Here is a 23,806-nt window from a genome sequence, read left to right on the forward strand (position 1 = left end):
GATTCCAGCTGCACGCAGGCCGCCCATGAAGCCCATCGCCGTATCGATCCTGACCCTGTTGCTCCACTCCCTGCTATTCAGCGCCCCGGCCCTGGCCGGTGATGCCGAAGCCGGCGCCAAGCTGTTCAAGCGCCTGTGCAGCGGCTGCCATAACATCGGGCCTTCGGTGCGCAGTTCCTTCGGGCCGCAGCTCAATGGCATCATCGACCGCCCCGCCGGCAGCGCCGCGGACTACCAGTACTCGACGGCCATGAAGTCCTCGGGCATTGTCTGGAGCCGGGACAAGCTCATCCAGTACCTGGAAGACCCCAAGGCCGTGGTGCCCGGTACCCGGATGATTTTCTGGGGGCTGAGCGATGAGGAAAAAATCGATAATCTGCTGGCCTATCTGCAGACGTTCCAGACCCCCTGACCCGTTTTCGACAAGGATGTGTTGATGAAGCTCCCTTTGCTCTCGCTGGCGGCCATGAGCCTCGCCCTGGGCGCGCTGGCGCCCGATCTGCAGGCCGCCGGCTTCGACTGCGCCAAGGCCTCGACCCAAGTGGAAAAGACTGTCTGCGCCACGCCGACGCTGTCCGCCAAGGACGAGGAGATGACCCGCCGCTACCAGGCGCTGAAGCACTTGCAGGTGTTCCGCCTGCTGCAAGGCCACTGGTTGAAGAACACCCGCAATACCTGCCCCGACACCGATTGCCTGGAGTCGGTCTACCGGGCCCAGGTGAAAATGCTCACGTCGCTGCCGATTCCTCCCGAGCCCGCCCCGGACGCACTGCGCCCACTGGCTCCCGGCGAGGCGTACCTGGTCTATGACCCGGACGACTGGCAGAACTTCACCCTGGCCACCTTCAACAGCACCCTGCCCCAGGGCGACCAGCAGATCGTCGATGCCCAGGTGATAGCCGGGGTGCTGCATGTGGTGCTGTTTGTCGGGCGCTATCAGCAGGGCAAGCCGGTGTATGTCGGCACCCTGTATGAGTACGCCGATGACCAGCCGGGGCTGCATCCCATCGCCCAGGACATCGCCTTCGCCGGCTGGGCCAATCCCGGGGCCAACGACCAGGGGCCGCGCTACGCCGGGATAGTCGATGGCCAGTTCTACTACCGCGAGCAGCTGGCGGGCCAGTTGCAGCAAAGCATGGTCTACCGCCTGGGTTCGCGCAGCGCGCCCTCCAGCACCCAGCAGGTGTTCCAGGTTGGCTCCAACACCTTCATGCACGCCCGGGCGCGGGTGGAGCAGGACCTCAATCGCGACAGCAGCCAGCTGTCCCTGAACTATGAGCGCGCCAACGCGGGCAGCCATTCGGAGAACATCACCGAGCAGAAACAGCCCGATGCCGGATGGGCCATCGTCAACCCGACCTGGAGCACCACGCGCCCGGTGCTGTACTTCGATAACCAAGGGCCCCGGGCCTGTATCTGGCGGGTCGATATGCGGGGCAAGGAGTTGTCGAAGATAGTCACCGATCACGACGCGATGTCGGCCCGGCCGGTGGATATCCATGGCCGTGAAGCGGTGGTCTACCTGCAGGGCAACCAGCTGAAGTTCGCCATCAATCCGGACGACTGACGAACAGCGCTCGCGGATAAAAAAAGGCTCGCGATCAGGCGAGCCTTTTTTATTGCATCAACCACGCTGCATTCAAGGCAGCTTGATCTTGTACTCGGCCAGCTTGGCCTGGTGCTGCGGCTCGACGTACTTCTGGTTCACCAGCTTGGCGAACTGGGCAAAGTCGGCGCGAGCGTCGTCGGTCTGGCCCAGTTTGTCGTAGGCCAGGCCGCGGTGGTAGAAGGCCCAGGCATAGTCGGGCTGCTTCAACAGGCCGGTGCTGTAGGCTTCCGCGGCCTCGCGATAGCGACCCAGGTCGTACAGCGTCTGGCCCAGGTGGTAGTAGGTCGGCATGTTGAAACCGCTGCCCTTGCCCGCCTCGCCCAGGTTGTTGTCAAGGTTGGACTGCACCAGCTCCAGGGCCTTTTGCGGGTTGCCCGCTTCGCGATACAGACGGCTCAGGTCCAGCACCGCCCGAGCATCGGGCTTGGGGCCCAACTCGATGGATTTTTCCTTGGCGGCGATGGCTTCCGGGTAACGCTTGAAGCTGGCGTAGGCATCGGATTTGAGCCAGTACACCAGGCTCTGCATGGGCTGGCTCAGCTGGTTCTTCTCAAGGCACAGGTCGGCCTCTTGCAGCACCACGTCGAATTTTTCGGCCTTGGAAGCCTGGCCCACCATGCGGCAATGGGCGTAGTTGATCTGGTCCTGGCTCTGCAGGCTGGCGCAGCCAGTCACAGCAAGGGCACACACAAGCAGGAGCGACCCGCGTACAGACAATGAAGGCATGTTTTTCAATCCAGCAGATGGGCGTTGAGGTCAGGGCGATACACCTGCAGCAACGGCGCGGTGACCGTACCCTGCAAGCTGCAGAAGATCGTGGTGCGGCCGGCAATCGGTGCGTGGGTGGTACCGATGTCGATGCTCAGGATGCGTTCGACATAACCGAACGGCGTAGCCACGCCACCGCCCGCCAGGCCTTCGGTGCGCCACTGGTCGATGGGGTCGCCGACCCGGCGGATCTCCACCCGGCTCATGGCGCTGCGGTCTGCCTGCAGGCGGCTGTTGTCCACCAGCAGCGGCTTGAGCGCCGCGGCCACGTCCTTGGGCTGGCCCTCGGCGACAAAGCCCCAGAACAGCAGGTTGCCCACCGACTTCAGCGACTGAGCTTCGTTGTAGTAGCCCACCAGGCGCACGCCATTGACCAGCAGCGGCTGTTCGAAGGCCTGGTAGCGCCCGCCTTCCTGCAAAGGGTTCATGACCTTGGGCGCGCTTACCGCACCGTACCGGGCCAGGCTCAAGGTGCCGGTCGGCAGTCGGGCGGTATTCAGGTTCTGGAAGAACTGCGCATCGCAGCGGGAGAAGTCGCTCAGCAACTGCTCGGGCGCAGTCGCTTGCTGGCCGTGGGCGATGCTGGCGACGCTCAGCAGGCACAGGCCGGATAGCAGGGTACGGAACATCGAAATCATCCGTGACGAGACAGGGGGGGTGGACTGTAACAAGATTGATATGCGCCAACCACTGGCTGAAACAGACACCCGGGCGAAAACAGTCACCCGCCATCCCGGGCATTTCTGCAACCCGGATGCCCAGGCACAAAAAAGCCCCGAACCAGCCGGGGCTTCTTGCGTTGCAGCCACCTGCAATCAGGTGGTGATCAAACGCTCATCAGAACACGTTGATCGGGTAGTCGACGAACACACGCAGTTCGTTGCCACCTTTGTTGTACTCATACGACTTCTGCGACACGCGCAGAACCGAGCTGCGCACTTTGACGCTCAGGTCCTTGGCCGGGCCGCTCTGCACTACGTACTTGAGCTGGTTGAAGATTTCTCGCTCGCTGCCACCAGTGCTGTTGACGGTGGTGATGTTGTCGCCACGCACGTAGGCCACGTTGTAGGTCAGGCCCGGTACGCCGAAGGCGCCGAAGTCCAGACCGTAGCCCAGTTGCCAGCTGCGTTCGTCTTCCGCGTTGAAGTCGGACCAGTAGGAGTTAGCCAGGTAGATGGTGTTGCCGCCATCACCCACATAGCCGGACTTCTGATAACCGCCATAGGCGTAGCCCAGGTGGCTGTCGCCGGTGCTGCGCTGATGGGCGACGGTGAACGAGTGCGGGCCAGTGGCGAAGGTCGCCGCCAGGCTCCAGATCTTGTTGTCCTGGCCGCCGGCGTTGAGGTCCTTGGCGAAGGATTTGTCCAGCTTGGTGCGGTAACCGTTGAAGTCCAGGGTCAGGGACTGGTCGGTGGCCAGTGGGAACACGTAGTTGAGGTTCACGTATTGTTTCTTCAGCACGTCTTCGACGTCGGAAGCGTACAGCGCGCCCTTGAACTGTTCGGTGAACTGGTAGCTACCACCCAATACGTTGATCGACTTCAGGCCACCGCTGTCACGGCCTTCGGCGCTCTTGCGCGATTCGGCGGTGAAGTGACCGGCGTTCAGCTCCAGGCCCTTGATCTCCTTGGAGGTGATCAGGGTACCGGTGTAGCTTTCCGGCAGCAGGCGCGAGTTGTCGTAGTTCAGCACCGGCAGGGCCGGCATCTGGTCACCGTAGGTCAGCACAGTGTTGGAGAAACGGAACTTGACTGCAGCACCGGCCTTGGCCAGGTCGTCTGCAGCGCTACCGCTGTCACCCTGCTTGAAGAAGTCGATGCCGCCGGCACCGCTGCGACCCTTGCCGCCGTCCAGGCGCAGTGCGTACAGGCCGAAGGCGTCAACGCCCACGCCCACGGTGCCTTGGGTAAAACCGGAAGAAAAGGTGCCGATGGCAGCCTGGCCCCACTCGGCCTTGTCCTTGTTACGGTCTTTGTAGTCACGGTTGATGTAGGCGTTGCGCAGCAGCACTTTCAGGCTGCTGTCTTCAACAAAACCCTTGGCGTCGGCCTGGCCGTCGGCCATGGCCTGTGTAGCGCTCAAAATCCCCAGTGCAATCAAGCAGATCCGCTGTTTAAACATTTTATTTTCCTTATTACGGTTTGGTGACGCGCTGTGAGCTCCGCGGCTATGGCGATTGAACGCTCTTCTACCGTTGAAACAAAAAAGCCCGACCGCGGGTGAGCGCGACGGGCCTTTTATTATTCTGAAATATGGCTCCTGGCCACAGGCGTTGGGGCGAATCCTATCTGCGCCTTTAACAACGTGTCAATTTCGTGAATCGTCTTTGAATAGCTGAAAATATTCTAAGAACTGCGGGCTAGAGCATTGCCAGCTGCACACTGTGACTGTCCACGAATTGTTCGAAGTGGGTGACCTTGCCATCTTTAAGTGTCCACAAGTGAGCCACCCGTACATCGATCGGTTTGCCCGAGGCCTTGTAGACGCCCTGGTAATTGCCATAGGCGAACACCTTGTCGCCCTGGGCCACATAGTTCTCGACCTTGAAGGTGAAGTCCTGCCATTCCGAGCCCAGGCGCTTGAAGACGTGCTCCAGCACCGCCTCGAACCCTATATAGGTGCCGGCATAGGGAAAGCCCGCCGCCTCGGTCCAGCGGGCATCGGGGGCCAGGGCCGCTGCGGTGTTGCGCGCATTTTCCTGGGAGTTGGCACCTTCGTAGGTGCTCTTGATCAACGCTAGGTTATCCATGGGTGACTCCACGCAGGTCAGGTGAGTTCAGGGTGTGCAACCGTCCAGGCCACAGGCCTGGGCCACGCCATCGTGAGGGCCGCTATCGGCGCCCAGGGAGGTCTTCAGCCAGTCGGCGAAGGCCTCGGGTTTGCCCAGCCAGGGGCTGATGTCGAGCAGCTGGTAACGACCATCGCGCTCCAGCACCAGAGTCGGGAAGCCTTGCCCGCCGACCTTGGCCAACAGGGCCCGGCTGGCCTTTATATGGTTGTCCAGTTCATGGGCCACCGCCTGGTCGAAGGCCGCCTCGAAGGCAGCCGGGGCAAACCCCTGGGCCTGCGCCAGCTCCAGCAGCACCTGCCGGTCGGCGATCCTGCGCCCTTCCAGATAATGCGCCGTCTGCAACCGGCCCAGAAATTCCAGGCCCCGCCCTTCCATAGCCTGGGCCGCCAGTACGGCGGCAATCGGCGGCGCCGAGTCGAAGGTGGCCGTCTCATCCCGCAGCAGGCCCTCGAAATAGGCCTGGCCAAAAGGCTGCCCGGTGTACTCGGCGATCCGCCGGTCATGGGGCATGACGTAATCGCGCAGTTGCGGCGAGACCGGCTGGCGATTGCGCCCGGTCATCATGCCGCCGGCATGGGCCACCACCGGCACCACCGCCTGGGCGGCCTGCACCAGCGGCTTGGCACCGTAGCACCAGCCGCACAGGGGGTCATAAATATAGTGAAGGGTGGCCAAGGACATATCTGGGCTCCAGCAAGGTCTTGAAAATTCGATGTCACGCAGACTAGGCCGCGCGCGCCAAGGAAAAAACCTCGAATTGGCTTTTAGTCTGTTGCTGTAACCGGTCGAATCCGTCTGTTTAGCCTCAGTATGCGAACCGAAACCCGAAAGATACATTCAGAAACAAATAGCCCGGGGAACTTATTAGGGAATATTTAACATCTGTTAATGACAAGCATTACCATTCGCACCCTCGAATTTCCCCTTCTCGGATGCGTTTCAGATGCCTGCCCATTTCCGCCTCATGCCCCTGTCCCTGGGTCTTTGCACCCTGCTGGCCAGCGGTTTTGCCTGCGCTGCCAGCACTACCCTGCCGATGACCTCCATCAGTGCCGAGGCCGAAGCCGACCCCGATGACCCACGGGTCAAGGAAGTCAGCACTGCAACCCGTACCTCGACCCCGGCGCGCTACGTGCCCCAGGCCATCGACACAATCAAGACCGCCAACGTGCTGGACTACGGCGTCAACGACCTGGGCAGCGCCCTGAGTGGCATTCCCAACGTCAGCAGCGGCTCGGACACGCGCTTCGACAGCCTGCGGATCCGCGGCTTCGATGCCAGTAACGACTTCTACCTGGACGGCATCCGCGACGACAGCCAATACGTGCGCGACCTGCACAACATCGAGCGCATCGAAGTGCTCAAGGGCCCGGCGGCAGTGCTCTACGGCCGTGGCAGCCAGGGCGGGATCATCAACCGGGTGAGCAAGCTGCCGGAATTCGGCCGCCGCTCCAGCGTCGAAGTCCAGGGCGGCAGCCAGGACCTGCGCAGCCTGTATGCCGACCTCAGCGCCGACCCGACAGAGAACATCAGCCTGCGCCTGAACCTGGGCAACGAGGACCGGAACAGTTTCCGCAAAGGCGTCAGCGGCAACCGCCAATTGTTCGCCCCGTCCATGAGCTGGCAACTGACCCCGGACCTGAACTGGCTGGTGCAGTACGAATACAGCCGCTACAACCGCACCCCGGACCGCGGCATCCCCGGGGTCAACGGACGCCCGGCGGACGTCAGCCGCGACACCACCTACGGCGATCACCGCGACTACATCGACGACAAGTCCCAGTCCCTGCGCTCCAAGCTGAGCTACGAGCTCAGCGAGAACTGGCAACTGCGCCACACCCTGGGGGTATTCAAGCTCGACAGCGACTTCGACAACACCTACCAGACCGGCTACAACGCCACGACGGGCAAGGTCCAACGCCAACGCTGGCAGCAAGACCTGAAGACCCGCAACGTCTACAACAACACCGAACTGGAGGGCCGTTTCGACACCTTCGGCCTGGAACATCGCCTGCTCACCGGCCTGGAGCTCGGCAGCCAGCGCCGCGACCCGATCCTCTACAACGCCGCCACTTCCGGGCCGGGCAGCCAGGCGGTGCCCGCCGTCGACCTGTACAACCCCAACCCGTACCAGAGCCACACCGGCCGCATGCAGGTCTCCAGCAACAACCACACCGAGGTCGAAAGCCGGGCCCTCTATGTGCAGGACCAACTGCGCCTGAACGATCAATGGCAATTGCTCGCCGGCCTGCGCTACGACAACTTTGATGTGCAGACCAGCAACCGCAAGAACGGGCTCTCCGAAAGCCGCGAAAGCCACAGCGTCAGCCCGCGCCTGGGGGTGGTCTGGACGCCGCTGGAGCACCACTCGTTCTATGCCTCATGGAGCAAGTCGTTCTCACCGGTGGGCGGCGGCCTGATCGGCATCACCCCGAACGCCGCCGGTAACGGCAACGACCTGAGCCCCGAGCTCACCCGGCAGAAGGAAGTCGGAGTCAAGAGCGACTGGCTGGGCGAACGCCTGAGCACCACCCTGGCGGTGTATGAGCTGGAGCTCTACAACCGTCGCACCTCCGATCCGCAGGACCGCAGCATCACCCTGCTCACCGGGCTGCAACGCTCCCGCGGCATCGAGCTGACGGGCACCGGCAAGATCGTCGGCAACTGGTACCTGCGCGGCGGCATCGGCCTGCAGGACGCCGTGGTGGTCAAGGACAACAACGGCTTCGAAGACAAGCGCGTGAACAACGTCGCCAAGCGCAATGGCAGCCTGTTCATCACCTGGAAACCGGAACTGGGCTGGTACGCCGAGACCGGCCTGACCCTGGTCGGCGACCGCTTCGCCGATAGCAGCAACACCGTGGCGCTGCCCGGTTATGGCCGCTGGGACGCCCTGGCCGGTTACCGGCACAAGGACTGGGACGTACGCGCTGCGCTGAACAACATCGCCGACCGCGAGTACTACAGTTCCGCCACCAGCGCCTTCCAGATCCAGCCGGGCGACCCTCGCAGCCTGGTGGTCACCGGCAACTACCGCTTCTGACGCCCGGATGCCCGGATGCCCGGATGCCCGGACGCCCGGCATCTGAATGCCAGGCAAAAAAAAGCGCTGCCATCCCGGCAGCGCTTCGCACAATCCCTTGTTTGTCTATCCTTTCACCACATCCCACAACGCCTGCAGTTCCGCCTCGCTGAGCAATCCAGCGGGGTAACGCTCAAGGATGATCCGGCGCGGATCAGGTTCCCTGATCTGACGCGTTCCATTGGACTTCAACCACTGGGCCAGCACCTGCAGCGACTCGTTATTCATTGCCAAGGGATGGGACGCCCGCTCGCTGACCATGTTCATTCCAGCGCTCTCCTGGTATCTGAGCGGCCTAACTTATCCAAGCTTTATGACAGAACAACACCGTTCTCCATGTCTCAGAATCACGCCAGGAGAGATACAAGAGCTATGCCAATGTGCCACCCGTGCCGATATACGGCCATGAAAAAGCCCGCGGCCTGTCTAGGCTGCGGGCTGGCTGGTGAAGCTCAGGCCACGGGCCGGGCCGGCACCGGCAAACAACCGGCATCGGCTGTTACAACGGCACTCAAATCCGCTGTGGCGCGGGCTGTTGCTGGGTAAGGCAGTGGATATTGCCGCCCCCCAGTAACAGTTCACGGCCCGGCACCATCACCACTTCGTGCTCGGGAAACAGCTGCTGCAGGATGGCCTTGGCCTGGGCGTCCATCGGGTCGTCAAAGCTGGGCGCGATGATCCCGCCATTGACGATCAGGAAGTTCACGTAGGAACCCGCCAGCCGCACCGAAGGGTTGCGCTCCTGGCTGCCCTCTACCGCGTCGACCCCGGCGCATTCCTCTTCGGTGGCGTACAAGGGGCCGGGAATCGGCATCTTGTGCACCTTGAAGGTGCGACCCTTGGCGTCACGGGTGTTTTCCAGCACCTGCAGGGCGGCCTGGCAACGCGGGTAGTTCGGGTCCTGGGGGTCGTCGGTCCAGGCCAGCAGCACTTCGCCCGGGCGCACATAGCAGCAGAAGTTATCCACATGGCCGTCGGTTTCGTCGTTGTACAGGCCGTCCGGCAGCCAGACGATCTGCTCGACCGCTAGATGCTCGCGCAGTACCGCCTCGATCTCTTCGCGGGACAGGTGCGGGTTGCGGTTGTGGTTGAGCAGGCATTCCTCGGTGGTGATCAGGGTGCCTTCGCCATCGACGTGGATCGAGCCACCTTCGAGCACGAAGCCCTCGGTGCGGTACTCCTGGCAACGTTCGATTTCCAGCACCTTGCTGGCGACCTGCTCGTCACGGTTCCACGGCGAATACAGGCCGCCTTCGAAGCCGCCCCAGGCGTTGAAGCCCCAGTGCACGCCGCGCACTTCGCCGCTGGCGTTGATGACGAAAGTCGGGCCGGTGTCGCGGACCCAGGCGTCGTCGCTGGACATTTCCACCACACGGATATTGGGCACGTCCAGGCGTGCCCGGGCGTTTTCATACTGGGCCGCGGACACGGCCACTGTCACCGGTTCAAAGCGCGCGATGGCCTTGGCCACCGCGGCATGGGCGGCCTGCGCCGGCTTGCCGCCCAGGCGCCAGTTGTCCGGGCGCTCGGGCCAGATCATCCAGGCCTGGGTCTGGGTCGCCCATTCGGCGGGCATGTAGAAACCGTCGGCGCGCGGCGTGCTGTGCAAAGTGCTCATAGTGTTCAGGACTCCAGGGAACCGTCGAGGGTTTTCAGCGCGCCATAGAGGTTCGGACGACGGTCACGGAAACTGCCCCAGGCGCTGCGGATGTGCTCGAGCTCGTCGAGGTCGAAGCTGTGCACAAGGATACCTTCTTCAGTTTGGTTGAGCTCCTGAACCTTCTCGCCGAACTGATTGGCGATGAAGGACGAGCCGTAGAAGGTGATGTCGTAGCCGTCCTGCTCTTCGGTGCCGATGCGGTTGCTGGCGATCAGCGGCATCAGGTTGGCCCCGGCATGGCCCTGCTGCACCCGCTGCCAGTGGTCGCGGGAGGAAATTGTCTGGTCGTGGGGCTCGCTGCCGATGGCGGTGGGGTAGAAGAGAATCTCCGCGCCTTGCAGGGCCATGCTGCGGGCGCACTCGGGGAACCACTGGTCCCAGCAGATGCCCACGCCGATCTTCGCGTAGCGGGTGTTCCATACCTTGAAGCCAGTATCGCCCGGGTTGAAGTAGTACTTTTCGTGGTAGCCGGGGCCATCCGGGATGTGGCTTTTCCGATAAATCCCGAGGTTGCTGCCATCGGCATCGATGATCGCGATGCTGTTGAAACGCGCCCGCCCGGCCAGCTCGTAGAAGCTGATGGGCAGCACCACTTGCAGCTCCCTGGCGACTTTCTGGAAGTGCGCGATGGCGGCGTTGCTGTCCACCGTGGTGGCCAGTTGCAGGTAATCCGGGTTGGGCTTCTGGCAGAAGTAAGGCGCCTCGAACAGTTCCTGGATCAGGATGATCTGCGCCCCCTTGGCCGCGGCTTCGCGCACCAGTTTCTCAGCGGTTTCGAGGTTGGCCTCAAGGTCCCAGGAACAGGCCATCTGGGTAGCAGCGACGGTAACGGTACGGCTCATGGATCAACTCCTGGGCAAGGCGAAGCGGTCGATGACAACGGACACAAGGCACCGGGCACGGCGAGGCCGGGCCTGGATATGGCCACTTTATATCCGATAAATATCGACTTTAAAAGCTGAAAAACCATTAACCACGATAAATTACCGACAAAAAGCCGATAACAATCGAATTATCAAGAAACGCATTCGCCGGCAAGCCGGCTCCTACCAAGCGTTGCAGGAGCCGGCTTGCCGGCGAATGGAGGTCAACGCAAAGCAGAGCCCTGCGCCTACAGCTCTTCGCTCAACACCTTGGCCAGCATGTCGACGAAGAAATCCACGCTCTGGCGAGTCGTGACCATCGGCGGCTTGATCTTGAGGATGTTCAGGTGATCGCCGGTAGGTTGCATGAAAATCCCCAGCTCGCGCAGGCGTTCGCACAGCAGGGTGGTTTCCTCGGTGGCCGGTTCCAGGGTGGCGTGATCGCGGATCAGTTCCAGCCCAAGGTAGAAACCGGAACCATGCACCGCTCCCACCAGCGGGTGGTTTTCCTTGAGCGCCTCCAGGCGCTGCCGGAAGTGTTCACCGACCACCTGGGCGTTTTCCCAGAGTTTCTCTTCCTGCATCACGTCCAGCACCGCAATGCCGATGCGGCAACTGACCGGGCTGCCGCCGGACGAGGAGAAGAAATAGCCTTCGGCCTCCAGCGCTTCGGCGATTTCCCGCCGGGTGATCACCGCACCCAGGGGCTGGCCGTTGCCCATGCCCTTGGCCATGGTGATGATGTCCGGGGTCACGCCCTGCTCCTCGAAGCCCCAGAAGAACTGGCCCATGCGCCCGTAGCCGACCTGGATCTCGTCGGCGATGCACACCCCGCCCCGGGCCCGCACTCGCTCGTAGACCTGCTGCAGGTAGCCCGGTGGCAGCGAAATCCCTCCGGCGTTGCCATACACGGGTTCGCAGATGAAACCGGCCAGTTGGCGTTGCTGCTCATCCAGCTTGTGCAGTTGCTGGTCGACGCTGCGCAGGTAGTGCGGGGTGCTGTCCTGGCCGCGGAACTCGCCGCGATAGGTGTTGGGCGCGGCCACCGGGTGCACCCACTCCGGACGGCTGGTGAGCGCCTGGGGGTTGTCGGCGATGGAGGTGGACACTGCGTCAGCCGCCACCGACCAGCCGTGGTAGGCCTCCAGCACACTGAGCATGTCGCGCCCGCCGCTGTAGGCCCAGGCCAGGCGGATCGCCAGGTCATTGGCCTCGGTGCCGCTGTTGACCAGGAACACCCGGTCCATGGAATCCGGTGCCAGGGCCAGCAGGCGCTCGGAGAACTCGGCGATCGCCGCATAGTGGAAACGCGAGTTGGTGTTGAGCAGCGACCATTGCCGCGCCGCTTCAGCGGCCATGCGCGGGTGTCCGTGGCCCAGCACCGCGACGTTGTTGAGCATGTCCAGGTAGGAACGCCCCTGCATGTCGATCAAGTGGTTGCGCCAGCCGCGCTCGATCCGCGGCGGATCGAGGTAATAGTGTTTCTGCGAGCGGGCAAAACTGGCGTCACGACGCTCCAGCAGGGTTTGCGGATCCAGTTCCGGCTCGGCATCGCAGGCCAGCCCCAGCAGCGCCGCCGGCGAGGGGCAAAGGGCTTGCCAGGCCGGGGCTCGGGACGGTGTACAAAACAGCGGCGGATCCAGTTCGGCAGCGCGACACAGCTGCACCTTGAGCCGACCATCCGCCGCCACGGCGCCCAGCACCTGGCCCTTGACCAGCGCCGCTCCCGGCTGCAGCGAAGGCTCGACGCCCCACAGGTGCACACTCAGGGTCGGGCCATCGAGGCGCAACAGGCCTTGCTCGCCACGGTGCAGGACCCCGGCGAACGGCGCTTCCACAGCGGTGCCTGGCGGCACTTGCAGTTGTACATGCAAGGGGCAGGTCGAGGGTTCCTCGGCGCTATCGGGACGGGTCTGCGACAGGCGGTACTGTCCATAGCGGCTGGCGGCCAGGCCATGGGCGGCGCCAGCTTCGGCCAACAGGCGATCGTCGATCCCCGGCTGCTCCCAATTGCCCGCCTCGAAGTGCGGGCTGAGCACGCCCAGGTCGATCAGGGCGAATTCGCGCCCCACCAGGCTCGGCAACAGCGGGGCGAACCCTTCAGCGCCGATGGCAGGCAGTGCGTGCCCGACAGCGGTGAGAATCGCCGCCTCCATGAACTCGAACGACACCGAGTTGGCGACCTGGAAAATCTCCCACTCGTGGCTCAGGTTGGCACGGCTGTAGGCATTGCCCGGGTCGATGCTGACCTGCTGCTCGCCACTGAGCACCAGCACCGCCGCCCGGGCCACGATCAGAGGCCAGAGCGCCAGCAGCTCCGCCCGTTGCAACGGGTTGACCTGATGGTAGGCCTGGATCGCCGGGAGGATGCGCAGCGGGTCGCCCTCGGCGTGATGCAGCAGCGCCGCGCAGGTCACCGACAGGTCGGTGATGCGCCAGGTGCGGATCAGGTCGCCGAAATCGATCACCCCCTGCACCTGCCAATGCCGTGCTTCATCCCGCTGCCAGACCACGTTGTCATCGGTGATGTCCATATGGATGGCCTGCACCGGCAGTTGCTCCAGCAGCGGATGCAGGCGGCGCTCGGCGCGTTGCGCGGCGCTGGCGATCACCGCTCGTTGCTGCGGGTCGGCAATGACCGGCAGCAGATGCCCGATCAATGCCTGGGCATGCCGGGCGTCCCATTGCAGGGTGCGCTCCAGGCCCGGATGCTCGAAATCCGCCAGGGCCAGGTCCATCTGCCCGCACAGCCGGCCCAGGCCCGCCACCAGCTCGCCGCCCAGGTGCGGCAGGTGGGTCAGGGAGCGGCCTTCTATATAGTCCAGCAGGCGTACGTGCAGCGCTTGCCCGGCAATCTCCACGGACAGCAGGTCCGCGCCGTTTGTCGCCGGGATGACCCTGGGCACTCGCAGCTCCGGGCGCTGTTGCAGATGCTTGAGGCCGGCGTGCTGCGCCTGCAACTCCAGGACCGAGTAGTCGCCGCGGCAGATCTTCAGGACAAACCGCCCCTGGGGGCTGTCGACGCGGTAGTTGAGGTCTTGCTGACTGCCCAGCGAGTGCAGGGTACCGTGCAGGCCGTAGTGGCTTTCCAGCAACTCCAGCGCTTGCTGCGCTAAGACTTGCGGGCTGGGCAGACTGGCACGGTGGATCAAGGTGGCGAGCAACATACAACGACCCCTGGAATTGTTATAGGCCGCTTATATCGCCACTGCGCAAGGTAATGCGCAACCCCAAAGCGCGCAGGCAAGACCAGAGCCTTGCCTGCTGTAAACTTCACCCTTGAAATTTCCGACGGTTCGCAGAGCAATCAAGCGGTTGTTGCTATTGCACCCTAGGCTCCCTATCGACAAGCTATGCTGCATTCGTCGCAGCAAATGACCGTTTTCAAGGATACAGGCCCCCAACATGCGCATTCTCGTTACCGGCGGAGCCGGTTTTATTGGCTCGGCTCTTGTCCGCCACCTGATTCAGCACACGGAACACGAAGTGCTGAACCTGGACAAACTGACCTACGCAGGCAACCTGGAATCGCTGCACAGCATCGCCAGCAACAGCCGCTATGAGTTCGTCAAGGCCGATATCGTCGACCAGGCCACCGTCAGCGCCGTGCTGGCGCGCTTCCAGCCCCACGCGATCATGCACCTGGCTGCCGAGTCCCATGTCGACCGCTCCATCGACGGGCCGTCCGACTTCATCCAGACCAATATCGTCGGCACCTACAGCCTGCTGGAAGCGACCCGCGCCTACTGGCACACATTGCCCGAGGCGGAAAAAGCCGCTTTCCGTTTCCACCATATTTCCACCGATGAGGTCTATGGCGACCTGCATGGCGTCGATGACCTGTTCACCGAAACCACGCCCTACGCCCCCAGCTCTCCCTACTCCGCCAGCAAGGCCGCATCCGACCACCTGGTCCGCGCCTGGCAGCGTACCTATGGGCTGCCGGTGCTGATCACCAACTGCTCCAACAACTACGGCCCGTTCCACTTCCCCGAAAAGCTGATTCCGCTGGTGATCCTCAACGCCCTGGCAGGCAAGCCGCTGCCGGTGTACGGCAACGGCCTGCAGGTGCGCGACTGGCTGTATGTCGAGGATCACGCCCGGGCCCTGTTCAAGGTGATGACCGAAGGCGCGGTCGGCGAGACCTACAACATCGGCGGCCACAACGAGCAGAAGAACATCGACGTGGTACGCGGCATCTGCAGCCTGCTGGAAGAGCTGGCCCCGCAGAAACCCCAGGGCGTGGCTCACTACGCCGACCTCATCACCTTCGTCCAGGACCGCCCCGGCCACGACCTGCGCTACGCCATCGACGCCGGCAAGATCGAGCGCGAGCTGGGCTGGGTTCCGGAAGAAACCTTCACCAGTGGCCTGCGCAAGACCGTGCAGTGGTACCTGGAAAACCTCGAGTGGTGCCGCCGGGTACAAGACGGCAGCTACCAGGGCCAACGCCTGGGTTCCACCGACATCAAGGATCTGATTGCATGATCAAAGGCATTGTTCTGGCGGGCGGCTCCGGCACCCGTCTGCACCCCATCACCCTCGGTGTGTCCAAGCAGCTGCTGCCGATCTACGACAAGCCGATGATCTACTACCCGATCTCGGTACTGATGCTGGCCGGCATCCAGGACATCCTGATCATCTCCACCCCCCAGGACCTGCCGCAATACCGCAACCTGCTGGGTGACGGCAGCCAGTTCGGCGTGCGTTTTTGCTACGCCGAACAGCCTTCGCCGGATGGCCTGGCCCAGGCCTTCCTGATTGGCGAGGAGTTCATCGGCAATGACCCGGTGTGCCTGATCCTGGGCGACAACATCTTCCACGGCCAGTACTTCGGCGAACAGCTGCGCGATGCCGCCAAGCGCACCAGCGGCGCCACGGTGTTCGGCTACTGGGTCAAGGACCCGGAGCGTTTCGGGGTCATTGACTTCGACAGTGAGGGCCGTGCCCTGTCCATCGAAGAAAAACCCAAGAAGCCGAAGTCCAGCTACGCGGTCACCGGCCTGTATTTCTACGACAATGACGTGGTGCAGATTGCCAGGGACGTCAAGCCTTCGCCCCGGGGCGAACTGGAGATCACCGACGTCAACAACGCCTACCTCAAGCGTGGCGATCTGCACGTGGAGCGTTTTGGCCGGGGCTTTGCCTGGCTCGACACCGGCACCCACGACAGCCTGCTGGAGGCCTCGCAATACGTGCAGACCATCGAGCATCGCCAAGGCCTGAAAGTCGCCTGCCTGGAAGAGATCGCCTACGAGAACCACTGGATCAGCCGCGAGCACCTGCTGGAGCGCGCCGCTTATTTCGGCAAGACCGGCTATGGCCAGTACCTGTTCACTCTGGCGGGGGAAACCCAATGAACATCATTCAGACAGAGCTCCCCGGTGTACTGATTATCGAGCCCAAGGTCTTTGGCGACGAGCGTGGCTTCTTCTACGAGAGCTTCAATGCCAAGGCCTTTGAAGAGGCCACCGGCTTGCAGAAGAGCTTTGTACAGGACAATCACTCGCGATCCGTCAAGAATGTCCTGCGTGGTCTGCACTACCAGATTGAGCACCCGCAGGGAAAACTGGTCCGGGTGATTGCCGGCGAGGTTCTGGACGTAGCCGTCGATATCCGGCGCAGCTCCCCGAACTTTGGCCGTTGGGCAAGTGTTCGCCTGTCTGCACATAACAATCGCCAGCTATGGATTCCCGAAGGGTTCGCCCATGGCTTCGTAGTACTCAGCGACGCTGCCGAGTTTCTCTACAAGACCACCGATTACTACACGCCTTCTGCTGAGCGTTGCATCAGCTGGGACGATCCGACCCTGGCGATCAACTGGCAGTTGCAGGATATGCCAATGCTCTCGGCCAAGGACCAGAAAGGTAAAAGCCTTGAAGAGGCCGATCTGTTCCCATGAACGCTCCTCTGAAAATCCTTATCAGCGGCCAGCACGGCCAGCTCTCCCGGGAGCTGCAGCAGCGCCTCGGCGACCTGGGCGAGCTGGTGGTCCTGGGTCGTGAGCAACTGGACCTGAGCCACCCGGAACAGATCCGCCAGCAAGTGCGCGCCATTCGCCCGGACCTGATCATCAATGCCGCCGCCCACACCGCCGTCGACCAGGCCCAGAGCGAGCCGGAGCTGGCTTTTGCTATCAACGCCACGGCCCCCGGGATCTTCGCCCAGGAAGCCTTCGAGCTGGGTGTGCCGCTGATTCACTACTCCACCGACTACGTGTTCGATGGCAGCAAGGAAACGCCCTATGTTGAGGACGACGAGCCCAACCCGCTGAGTGTCTACGGCGAGAGCAAGCTGGCTGGCGAACGGGCGATCCGGCTGGTCCAGGGCCAGCATTTGATCCTGCGCACCAGCTGGGTCTATTCCAGCCATGGCAAGAACTTCCTGCTGACCATGCAGCGCCTGCTGCAGGAAAAACCCGAGCTGCGGGTGGTGGCCGACCAGATCGGCGCGCCCACCTGGGCCGGCACCATCGCCACCAGCACCCGGGCGCTGATCGAGCGTTGGCGAGCCGGGCAGCCCGGCGCATGGGGCACCTACCACCTCACCGCCCACGGCGAGACTTCCTGGTTCGGCTTTGCCCAGGCCATCGGCGAGCAGTTGCTGGCCATGGACAAACCCTGCGCCGTCCTTGAAGCCATCCCTTCCAGCGCTTACCCGACACCGGCGCCGCGGCCGTTGAACTCGCGTCTGGACTGCAGCCGCCTGGCACGGGAGTGGGGCGTGGTCCAGCCGGACTGGCACACCGCATTGCGCGAGTGTCTTGCCGAGCAGGGCTAGGCATAATGCGCCTGTATCCACAGGCGCCTTTTCCATGACCCCACCCCTTCCCCGTCGCCCTCGCTGGCGCAGCCTGGCCTTGCTGGCACTGTGCCTGGCGCCGTTGCTGTGGCCGCTGGAGCATCTGGCGGAGCGCTACTACCGCAACGAGCTGACCAGCCAGAACCGCCAGACCCTCGACCTGTACGTGGCCAACCTGCTGGGCACCCTGCACCGCTACGAAGTGCTGCCGCAGATCCTCGGCGACCTGCCAGCACTGCGCGCGGTACTCGGCGCCCCGGACGATGGCGTGACCCAGGGCAACGCCAACCGCCTGCTGAAGAACATCAGTGCCCAGACCGGCGCCGAGGTGATGTACCTGATGGACACCAGCGGCAAGACCCTGGCGGCCTCCAACTGGGACAAGCACGACAGCTTCGTCGGTCGCAATTTCGCCTTCCGCCCCTATTTCAGCGAGGCCATGGCCGGGCGCCTGGGGCGCTTCTTCGGCCTGGGCACCACCTCGGCCAAGCGCGGTTACTTCTTTGCTGCCGCGGTGCGCGATGGCGAGCGGATCCTTGGCGTGCTGGTGGTCAAGGTCGACCTGGACCACACCGAAAGCCTGTGGGGCAAGACCCCGGAACAGCTGCTGATGACCGACCACAATGGCGTGGTGATCCTCACCTCGCGCCCGGAATGGCGCTTTCGCGCGACCCGGCCGCTGAGCGACGAGGAACGCCAGGCGATCGTCGCCATCCAGCCCTATCCGACTCGCGACCCAAGGCCGCTGAACCTCAACCCCAATGCCTGGCTGACCCAGACCCAGCAGATCGACGAAACCCGCTGGGCCGTGAGCATCCTCGCACCGCGCACTCTGATCGACCGGCCGGTGCGCACGGTAGTGGCCGTGGGCGCCGCCGCGCTGCTGGTGCTGATGCTGTTGCTCGGCCTGATGATGCAGCGCCGCCGCCACTACCTGGAGCGGATCGCCTTCGAAGCCAAGGCGCGGCGCGAGCTGGAGATGCGTGTGGCCGAGCGCACCAGCGACCTGGAAAGCCTCAACCGGCGCCTGAAGCAGGAAGTGCTGGAGCGCGAAACCGCCCAGCAGGAACTGGTGCGGGCCCAGGACAACCTGGTCCAGGCCGGCAAGCTCTCGGCTCTGGGCACCATGTCGGCCAGCATCAGCCACGAGCTCAACCAGCCCCTGGCGGCGATCCGCAGCTATGCCGAGAACGCCGAAGTGCTGCTGGACCACCAGCGCACCGACGACGCCCGAGGCAACCTCAAACTGATCAGCGAACTGACCGGGCGCATGGCCTCGATCATTGCCCACCTGCGGGCCTTCGCCCGGCGCGATCACCACGCCCCGGAAAGCGTGGCCCTGCAACCGGCCCTGGACGACGCCCTGGCGCTGCTGGCCAAGCGCCGCCGGGCCATGGAAGTGGAACTGATCCGCGACCTGCCGGCCGCCACCCTGTGGGTCGAAGCCGGGGAAACCCGCCTGCGCCAGGTACTGGGCAACCTGCTGGCCAATGCCCTGGATGCCCTGACCGAAAAAGGCCCCCCGCGCAAACTCTGGCTGAGTGCCGAATCCACCGCCACCGGCGTCAACCTGTACATTCGCGACAACGGTCCGGGCTTCTGCATGGAAGCGCTGGGTCGCGCCGGAGAGCCGTTCTACACCACCAAGACCCGTACTCAGGGCCTGGGCCTGGGGCTGGCCATCTGCGACACCCTGATGCGTGCCTTCGGTGGTGAACTGTCATTCGCCAACCACCGCGAAGGCGGGGCCCTGATCACCCTGCGCCTGCGGGCCGGGGCCCCCGGAGTCAGCCTGCAGCCCTCCGAGGACCGCGGGGTATGAAGCAGAGCGGCAACCCGATATCAACCCTGTCCGGCCCGGCGCTCCCGGCCCCGACACGATCTGGAAAGTGAGCGATGAGCCATCCCGAGAGCCTCGATCCTCAGTTGCAAGTGGTGCTGATCGACGACGATCCCCACCTGCGCCAGGCCCTGAGCCAGACCCTGGACCTGGCGGGGCTCAAGGTGCTGTCCCTCGCCGAAGCCCAGGGCCTGGCGCCGCGCCTGGAGCGGGATTGGCCGGGGGTGGTGGTCAGCGACATCCGCATGCCCGGCATGGACGGCCTGGAGCTGCTCAACCAGCTGCATGCCCAGGACCCGGAACTGCCGGTGCTGCTGATCACCGGCCACGGCGACGTGCCCCTGGCCGTGCAGGCCATGCGTGCCGGCGCCTATGACTTTCTGGAAAAGCCCTTCGCCAGCGATGCCCTGCTGGACAGTGTGCGCCGCGCCCTGGACTGGCGGCGCCTGGTGCTGGACAACCGCAGCCTGCGCCTGGCCCTCAGCGACCGTCAGGAACTCAGTGCGCGGCTGGTAGGCCAGTCGCCGCCGATGCTGCGCCTGCGCCAGCAGATCGGCGCCCTGGCGGCGACCCGGGCCGATGTGCTGATCCTCGGCGAGACCGGCGCCGGCAAGGAAGTGGTGGCCCGTGCCCTGCACGATCTCTCCGGACGGCGCAACGGGCCGTTCGTGGCGATCAACGCCGGGGCCCTGGCGGAATCGGTGGTGGAAAGCGAGCTGTTCGGCCACGAGCCGGGGGCCTTCACCGGCGCGCAGAAACGCCGCATCGGCAAGTTCGAATTTGCCAACGGCGGCACCCTGTTCCTCGATGAGATCGAAAGCATGAGCCTGGATGTCCAGGTCAAGCTGCTGCGCCTGCTGCAGGAGCGGGTGGTGGAACGCCTGGGGGGCAATCAATTGATCCCGCTGGATATCCGCATCATCGCCGCCACCAAGGAAGACCTGCGCCAGGCCGCGGACCAGGGACGCTTTCGCGCCGACCTCTACTACCGCCTGAACGTCGCGCCGCTGCGCATTCCGCCGCTACGCGAGCGTGGCGAAGACGTGCTGATGCTGTTCCAGCACTTCGCCGACGAAGCCAGCACCCGCCACGGCCTGCCACCCCAGGAACTGCAACCCGGACACCGTGCCTTGCTGCTGCGCCACAGCTGGCCGGGCAACGTGCGCGAGCTGCAGAACGCCGCCGAACGCTTCGCCCTGGGCCTGGAACTGGCCCTGGACAACAGCGAGCCGGGTACTCCCGCGGCTGCGGCCCCGAGCCTGATCGAAGGAGGCTTGAGCGAGCAGGTGGAGCACTTCGAAAAGACCCTGATCGCCGCTGAAATGGCCCAGCCCCACAGCTCCATGCGCAGCCTCGCCGAAGCCCTGGGGATTCCACGCAAGACCTTGCACGACAAGCTGCGCAAACACGGTTTGAACTTCGCCGACGGCGGCGCCAACCAGCCCGGCGACGAATCAGAATGAAGCGCTCCGTTATTCCCTTGACCCCTGAGGCCCCGGCATGAATCGCGACAGTCGATACCTGGAATCCATCCTCCACCACGACATCCCCCTGACACGGGACATGGGTCTGCAGGTGCTCGACTGGCAGGGGCAAGAGTTGCGCCTGCACTTGCCCCTGGAGGCCAACGTCAACCACAAGAGCACCATGTTCGGCGGCAGCCTGTACTGCGGTGCGGTGCTCGCCGGCTGGGGCTGGCTGCACCTGCGGCTCAAGGAACAGGGCATCGATGACGGGCATATCGTCATCCAGGAAGGCCAGATCAGTTACCCGCTGCCGGTGACCGGCGACGCCGTGGCGATCTGCGCCGCACCGGATGACAAGGTCTGGAACAAATTCCTCGCCATGTATCAGCGCTACGGCCGTGCCCGGCTGACCTTGCACTCCCGGGTCGTCAATGCCGGCAGCGCAGAAGACGCCGTGCGTTTTACCGGCCAGTACGTCCTGCACCGCTAGCCCGTTTGCGACCCGGCTCAAATCTGTAGGAGCTGGCTTGCCAACGAAGAGGCCGGAAATGCTTGCACAGGGCCCAAGGGCCCCGTCGCCGGCAAGCCGGCTCCTGCACAAGGGTGGCAGCGGCAAGTCGCCGCGAGGTGATCAGGAGCGGGCCAGTTCCAGCAACTTGGCGCGCCAGGGCGCCTTGGCCGGCAGGGCCAGGAAGAAGCCGTTGAGCAACGACTCCCGAGGTGGATAGCAGAACGGCGCACCGCTGAGATCCAGCACCTCGCCGCCCGCGCCTTCGAGCACGCCCTGGGCCGCCGCGGTGTCCCACTGCGAGGTGGGCGCCAGGCGCGGATAGCAGTCTGCCGCGCCTTCGGCCAGCAGGCAGAACTTCAGCGAACTGCCGATATTGGCCAGTTGCAACTCACCCAGGGCAGCGCTCAAACCACTGAGCAGACGTTCCTGCTCCGGGCTCGAATGCCGGCGGCTGGCTACCACGGTAAACGCCTCGCCGGCCCCCGGTTGCTCACGCACCTGGATCACCTGCGGTGCCTGCCCGCGATCCACGCGCCAGGCCCCAAGGCCTGCGCCGCCCAGGTAGCAGCGGCCACTGGTGGGCATCGACACCACGCCGAACACCACCCGCCCCTGCTCGATCAGGGCGATATTGACGGTGAATTCTTCACTGCCGGAAATGAATTCCTTGGTGCCGTCCAGCGGGTCCACCAGCCACCAGCGCTGCCAGCTGGCGCGGGTGGCCTGGGGAATGTCCGCATCCTCTTCGGACAGCACCGGGATGCTCGGGTCCAGGGCCGTGAGGCCGGCCACGATCAGGTGATGGGCGGCCAGGTCGGCGGCGGTCACCGGCGACTCGTCGGCCTTGTGATTGACCGCCACATCGGCGCGCCAGAACGGCAGGATCGCTTCACCGGCACGCAGGGCCAGCTCGGCAACCGGCGCCAGCAAGGGATGGGGAAAATTCATTGACGTCTCGCTCATGCTTGAAAGACCCCGCGCTGGCTCAGCAGGTCGCGGGTCAGGTAAAGCGCAGCCAGGGCCCGGCCTTCGCTGAACTGAGGGTTCTGCGCCAGGCTCGCCAGTTCGCGCAGGTTGACCTTGTCGACCCGCATCGGCTCCGGCTCGTCGCCTTCCAGGCGCTCTTCATACAGATCGGTGGCCAGCACTACCTGGATCTTCTGGCTCATGTAGCCCGGGGACAGCGACAGCTCGGTCAGGTGCTCCAGTTGCCGCGCGCCAAACCCGGCCTCTTCCTTGAGCTCGCGCTCGGCCGCTGCCAGCACATCCTCCCCCGGCTCGATCAGGCCCTTGGGCAACGACAGCTCGTAGGCGTCGGTGCCGCCGCAGTATTCCTCCACCAACACTGCATGCTCGGCGTCGAGCATTGCCACGATCATCACCGCGCCATAGCCGGCGCCCTTGCCCACCAGGCGCTCATAGGTACGTTCGACGCCATTGGAAAACCGCAACTGCACCTCTTCGACACAGAACAGACGACTGGTGGCGACGATCTCGCGGGCGAGTACGGTGGGTTTCTGGCGCATAGCGGGCTCCTTGGCGATAGCGGGTTACTATACAGCCTGTTTTAAAGTGACTGGGTTGCAGATTGCCGGTGCACGGCACCACGGCGGAACCTATTGTTTACTGCGTGTGACCGTCCTCTTCGAGGCGGCTCCTTTCTATCCGTTCTAGTGACCGGGCCTCCCTGCCCCACTGGCCTTGTCGACCCCGCCGGTCGGCTGTTTTCTTACCACTGGAGAAGTGTTCGATGGCCCTACTGCCCTGGCACCAGATCGATACCGTCCTGCTGGACATGGACGGCACCTTGCTGGACCTGCACTACGACAACCATTTCTGGATGGAACACCTGCCCCAGCGCTACGCCGAGCTGCACGGGGTCAGCCGGGCCATGGCCGAGCTGGAGCTGGAGCCCCTGTTCGAACGCAACGCCGGCCAGTTGCAGTGGTATTGCCTGGACTTCTGGAGCGCCGAACTGCAACTGCCGGTGCGCGAGTTGAAGCTGGAAACCGCGCACCTGATCGCCCTGCGTCCGGACGCAGACACCTTTCTTGCAGCCATCAAGCAAGCCGGCAAGCGGGTGATCCTGATCACCAACGCCCATCGCGACTCCCTGTCATTGAAGCTGGAACGGATCGAACTGGCGCCATACTTCGAACGCCTGATCAGTTCCCACGACTATGGTTTCCCCAAGGAAAGCCCACAGTTCTGGGACGCCTTGCAGGCCGATATCCGCTTCGACCCGGCCCGCAGCCTGTTCATCGACGACACCCTGCCCATCCTGCGCAGTGCGCGAGACTTTGGTGTGGCGCAGTTGCTGGCGGTGAGCCAGCCGGACAGCCGCAGAGGGCCGAAAGACACCGCGGAGTTCGCGGCGGTGGGGGATTACCGGGCGCTGATCGAAGGCTTGTGACG

22 protein-coding genes are annotated in these 23,806 nt (G+C 63.9%); 11 read left to right on the top strand and 11 right to left on the bottom strand.

The window, feature by feature from the left end:
• The first annotated feature begins 25 nt into the window (after window positions 1-25).
• Both AC1RCO_RS22565 and AC1RCO_RS22570 read left to right on the top strand, forming a co-directional pair.
• Window positions 26-412 carry a c-type cytochrome gene (locus AC1RCO_RS22565; RefSeq protein ID WP_011058696.1) on the top strand — a complete coding sequence of 129 codons (387 nt, stop codon included), beginning with the start codon at window positions 26-28 and terminating at the stop codon, window positions 410-412.
• Between the two features lie 24 nt (window positions 413-436).
• Window positions 437-1,567 carry a lysozyme inhibitor LprI family protein gene (locus AC1RCO_RS22570; RefSeq protein ID WP_492618059.1) on the top strand — a complete coding sequence of 377 codons (1,131 nt, stop codon included), beginning with the start codon at window positions 437-439 and terminating at the stop codon, window positions 1,565-1,567.
• A 72-nt stretch (window positions 1,568-1,639) separates the two neighbouring features.
• Here AC1RCO_RS22570 and AC1RCO_RS22575 read toward each other — a convergent pair whose 3' ends face one another.
• From AC1RCO_RS22575 to AC1RCO_RS22595, 5 genes are all read right to left on the bottom strand, one after another.
• On the bottom strand, window positions 1,640-2,335 hold the full coding sequence (locus AC1RCO_RS22575) for a tetratricopeptide repeat protein (protein WP_011058694.1): 696 nt from the start codon (window positions 2,333-2,335) through the stop codon (window positions 1,640-1,642).
• Between the two features lie 5 nt (window positions 2,336-2,340).
• On the bottom strand, window positions 2,341-3,006 hold the full coding sequence (locus AC1RCO_RS22580; RefSeq protein WP_492618060.1) for a hypothetical protein: 666 nt from the start codon (window positions 3,004-3,006) through the stop codon (window positions 2,341-2,343).
• 208 nt (window positions 3,007-3,214) lie between these two features.
• Complete coding sequence (locus tag AC1RCO_RS22585; protein WP_072443798.1) at window positions 3,215-4,498, bottom strand: OprD family porin; 1,284 nt, start codon at window positions 4,496-4,498, stop codon at window positions 3,215-3,217.
• 238 nt (window positions 4,499-4,736) lie between these two features.
• The gene (locus AC1RCO_RS22590) at window positions 4,737-5,126 is read right to left on the bottom strand and encodes a nuclear transport factor 2 family protein (RefSeq protein ID WP_015633792.1); all 390 of its coding nucleotides are present in this window, start codon (window positions 5,124-5,126) and stop codon (window positions 4,737-4,739) included.
• A gap of 27 nt (window positions 5,127-5,153) precedes the next feature.
• Window positions 5,154-5,849, bottom strand: coding sequence for a DsbA family protein (locus AC1RCO_RS22595; RefSeq protein ID WP_072443796.1), 696 nt, complete (start codon window positions 5,847-5,849; stop codon window positions 5,154-5,156).
• 262 nt (window positions 5,850-6,111) lie between these two features.
• Between AC1RCO_RS22595 and AC1RCO_RS22600 the strand changes: the two genes are divergently transcribed.
• Entirely contained in the window at window positions 6,112-8,211 is a 2,100-nt protein-coding gene (locus tag AC1RCO_RS22600) for a TonB-dependent receptor (protein ID WP_011058688.1), read from the top strand.
• 105 nt (window positions 8,212-8,316) lie between these two features.
• Here AC1RCO_RS22600 and AC1RCO_RS22605 read toward each other — a convergent pair whose 3' ends face one another.
• The 4 genes from AC1RCO_RS22605 to AC1RCO_RS22620 all read right to left on the bottom strand — a co-directional run bounded on the left by AC1RCO_RS22605 (window position 8,317) and on the right by AC1RCO_RS22620 (window position 13,940).
• The gene (locus tag AC1RCO_RS22605) at window positions 8,317-8,517 is read right to left on the bottom strand and encodes a hypothetical protein (protein WP_220223551.1); all 201 of its coding nucleotides are present in this window, start codon (window positions 8,515-8,517) and stop codon (window positions 8,317-8,319) included.
• Between the two features lie 244 nt (window positions 8,518-8,761).
• Complete coding sequence (gene aguA, locus AC1RCO_RS22610; protein WP_011058686.1) at window positions 8,762-9,868, bottom strand: agmatine deiminase; 1,107 nt, start codon at window positions 9,866-9,868, stop codon at window positions 8,762-8,764.
• A gap of 5 nt (window positions 9,869-9,873) precedes the next feature.
• Window positions 9,874-10,752, bottom strand: a complete 879-nt coding sequence (aguB, locus tag AC1RCO_RS22615; protein ID WP_492618061.1) for an N-carbamoylputrescine amidase — start codon at window positions 10,750-10,752, stop codon at window positions 9,874-9,876.
• A 269-nt stretch (window positions 10,753-11,021) separates the two neighbouring features.
• Window positions 11,022-13,940 carry an aminotransferase gene (locus AC1RCO_RS22620; protein WP_492618062.1) on the bottom strand — a complete coding sequence of 973 codons (2,919 nt, stop codon included), beginning with the start codon at window positions 13,938-13,940 and terminating at the stop codon, window positions 11,022-11,024.
• Window positions 13,941-14,178: 238 nt separating this feature from the next.
• Between AC1RCO_RS22620 and rfbB the strand changes: the two genes are divergently transcribed.
• The 7 genes from rfbB (at window position 14,179) to AC1RCO_RS22655 (ending at window position 21,370) form a co-directional block, all read left to right on the top strand.
• Window positions 14,179-15,261 carry a dTDP-glucose 4,6-dehydratase gene (gene rfbB / locus AC1RCO_RS22625; RefSeq protein ID WP_065364797.1) on the top strand — a complete coding sequence of 361 codons (1,083 nt, stop codon included), beginning with the start codon at window positions 14,179-14,181 and terminating at the stop codon, window positions 15,259-15,261.
• A complete protein-coding gene (rfbA, locus tag AC1RCO_RS22630) occupies window positions 15,258-16,133 on the top strand; it encodes a glucose-1-phosphate thymidylyltransferase RfbA (RefSeq protein ID WP_492618063.1) in 876 nt (291 codons plus the stop codon). Before rfbB ends, rfbA begins: the two co-directional genes overlap by 4 nt.
• Window positions 16,130-16,675, top strand: a complete 546-nt coding sequence (rfbC, locus tag AC1RCO_RS22635; protein WP_492618064.1) for a dTDP-4-dehydrorhamnose 3,5-epimerase — start codon at window positions 16,130-16,132, stop codon at window positions 16,673-16,675. Before rfbA ends, rfbC begins: the two co-directional genes overlap by 4 nt.
• Entirely contained in the window at window positions 16,672-17,553 is an 882-nt protein-coding gene (gene rfbD, locus AC1RCO_RS22640; RefSeq protein ID WP_492618065.1) for a dTDP-4-dehydrorhamnose reductase, read from the top strand. The genes rfbC and rfbD overlap by 4 nt, the downstream gene beginning before the upstream one ends.
• A 34-nt stretch (window positions 17,554-17,587) precedes the next feature.
• Window positions 17,588-19,396 (top strand): sensor histidine kinase, encoded by a 1,809-nt coding sequence (locus tag AC1RCO_RS22645; RefSeq protein ID WP_011058679.1) that lies wholly within the window; start codon window positions 17,588-17,590, stop codon window positions 19,394-19,396.
• Between the two features lie 74 nt (window positions 19,397-19,470).
• Entirely contained in the window at window positions 19,471-20,877 is a 1,407-nt protein-coding gene (locus AC1RCO_RS22650) for a sigma-54-dependent transcriptional regulator (protein ID WP_053155930.1), read from the top strand.
• Between the two features lie 37 nt (window positions 20,878-20,914).
• Window positions 20,915-21,370 (top strand): thioesterase domain-containing protein, encoded by a 456-nt coding sequence (locus AC1RCO_RS22655; RefSeq protein ID WP_492618066.1) that lies wholly within the window; start codon window positions 20,915-20,917, stop codon window positions 21,368-21,370.
• A gap of 141 nt (window positions 21,371-21,511) precedes the next feature.
• Here the strand turns inward: AC1RCO_RS22655 and cysQ are convergent, their stop codons facing one another.
• A complete protein-coding gene (cysQ, locus tag AC1RCO_RS22660; RefSeq protein WP_492618067.1) occupies window positions 21,512-22,339 on the bottom strand; it encodes a 3'(2'),5'-bisphosphate nucleotidase CysQ in 828 nt (275 codons plus the stop codon).
• An 11-nt stretch (window positions 22,340-22,350) separates the two neighbouring features.
• A complete protein-coding gene (gene nudE, locus AC1RCO_RS22665; RefSeq protein ID WP_011058675.1) occupies window positions 22,351-22,917 on the bottom strand; it encodes an ADP compounds hydrolase NudE in 567 nt (188 codons plus the stop codon).
• A gap of 224 nt (window positions 22,918-23,141) precedes the next feature.
• On the opposite strand from nudE, the gene yrfG reads away from it, so the two are divergent.
• Complete coding sequence (gene yrfG, locus AC1RCO_RS22670) at window positions 23,142-23,804, top strand: GMP/IMP nucleotidase (protein WP_011058674.1); 663 nt, start codon at window positions 23,142-23,144, stop codon at window positions 23,802-23,804.
• The last annotated feature ends 2 nt before the right edge of the window (window positions 23,805-23,806 follow it).

This window comes from Pseudomonas sp. GW823-FHT03E05 (assembly GCF_058796855.1).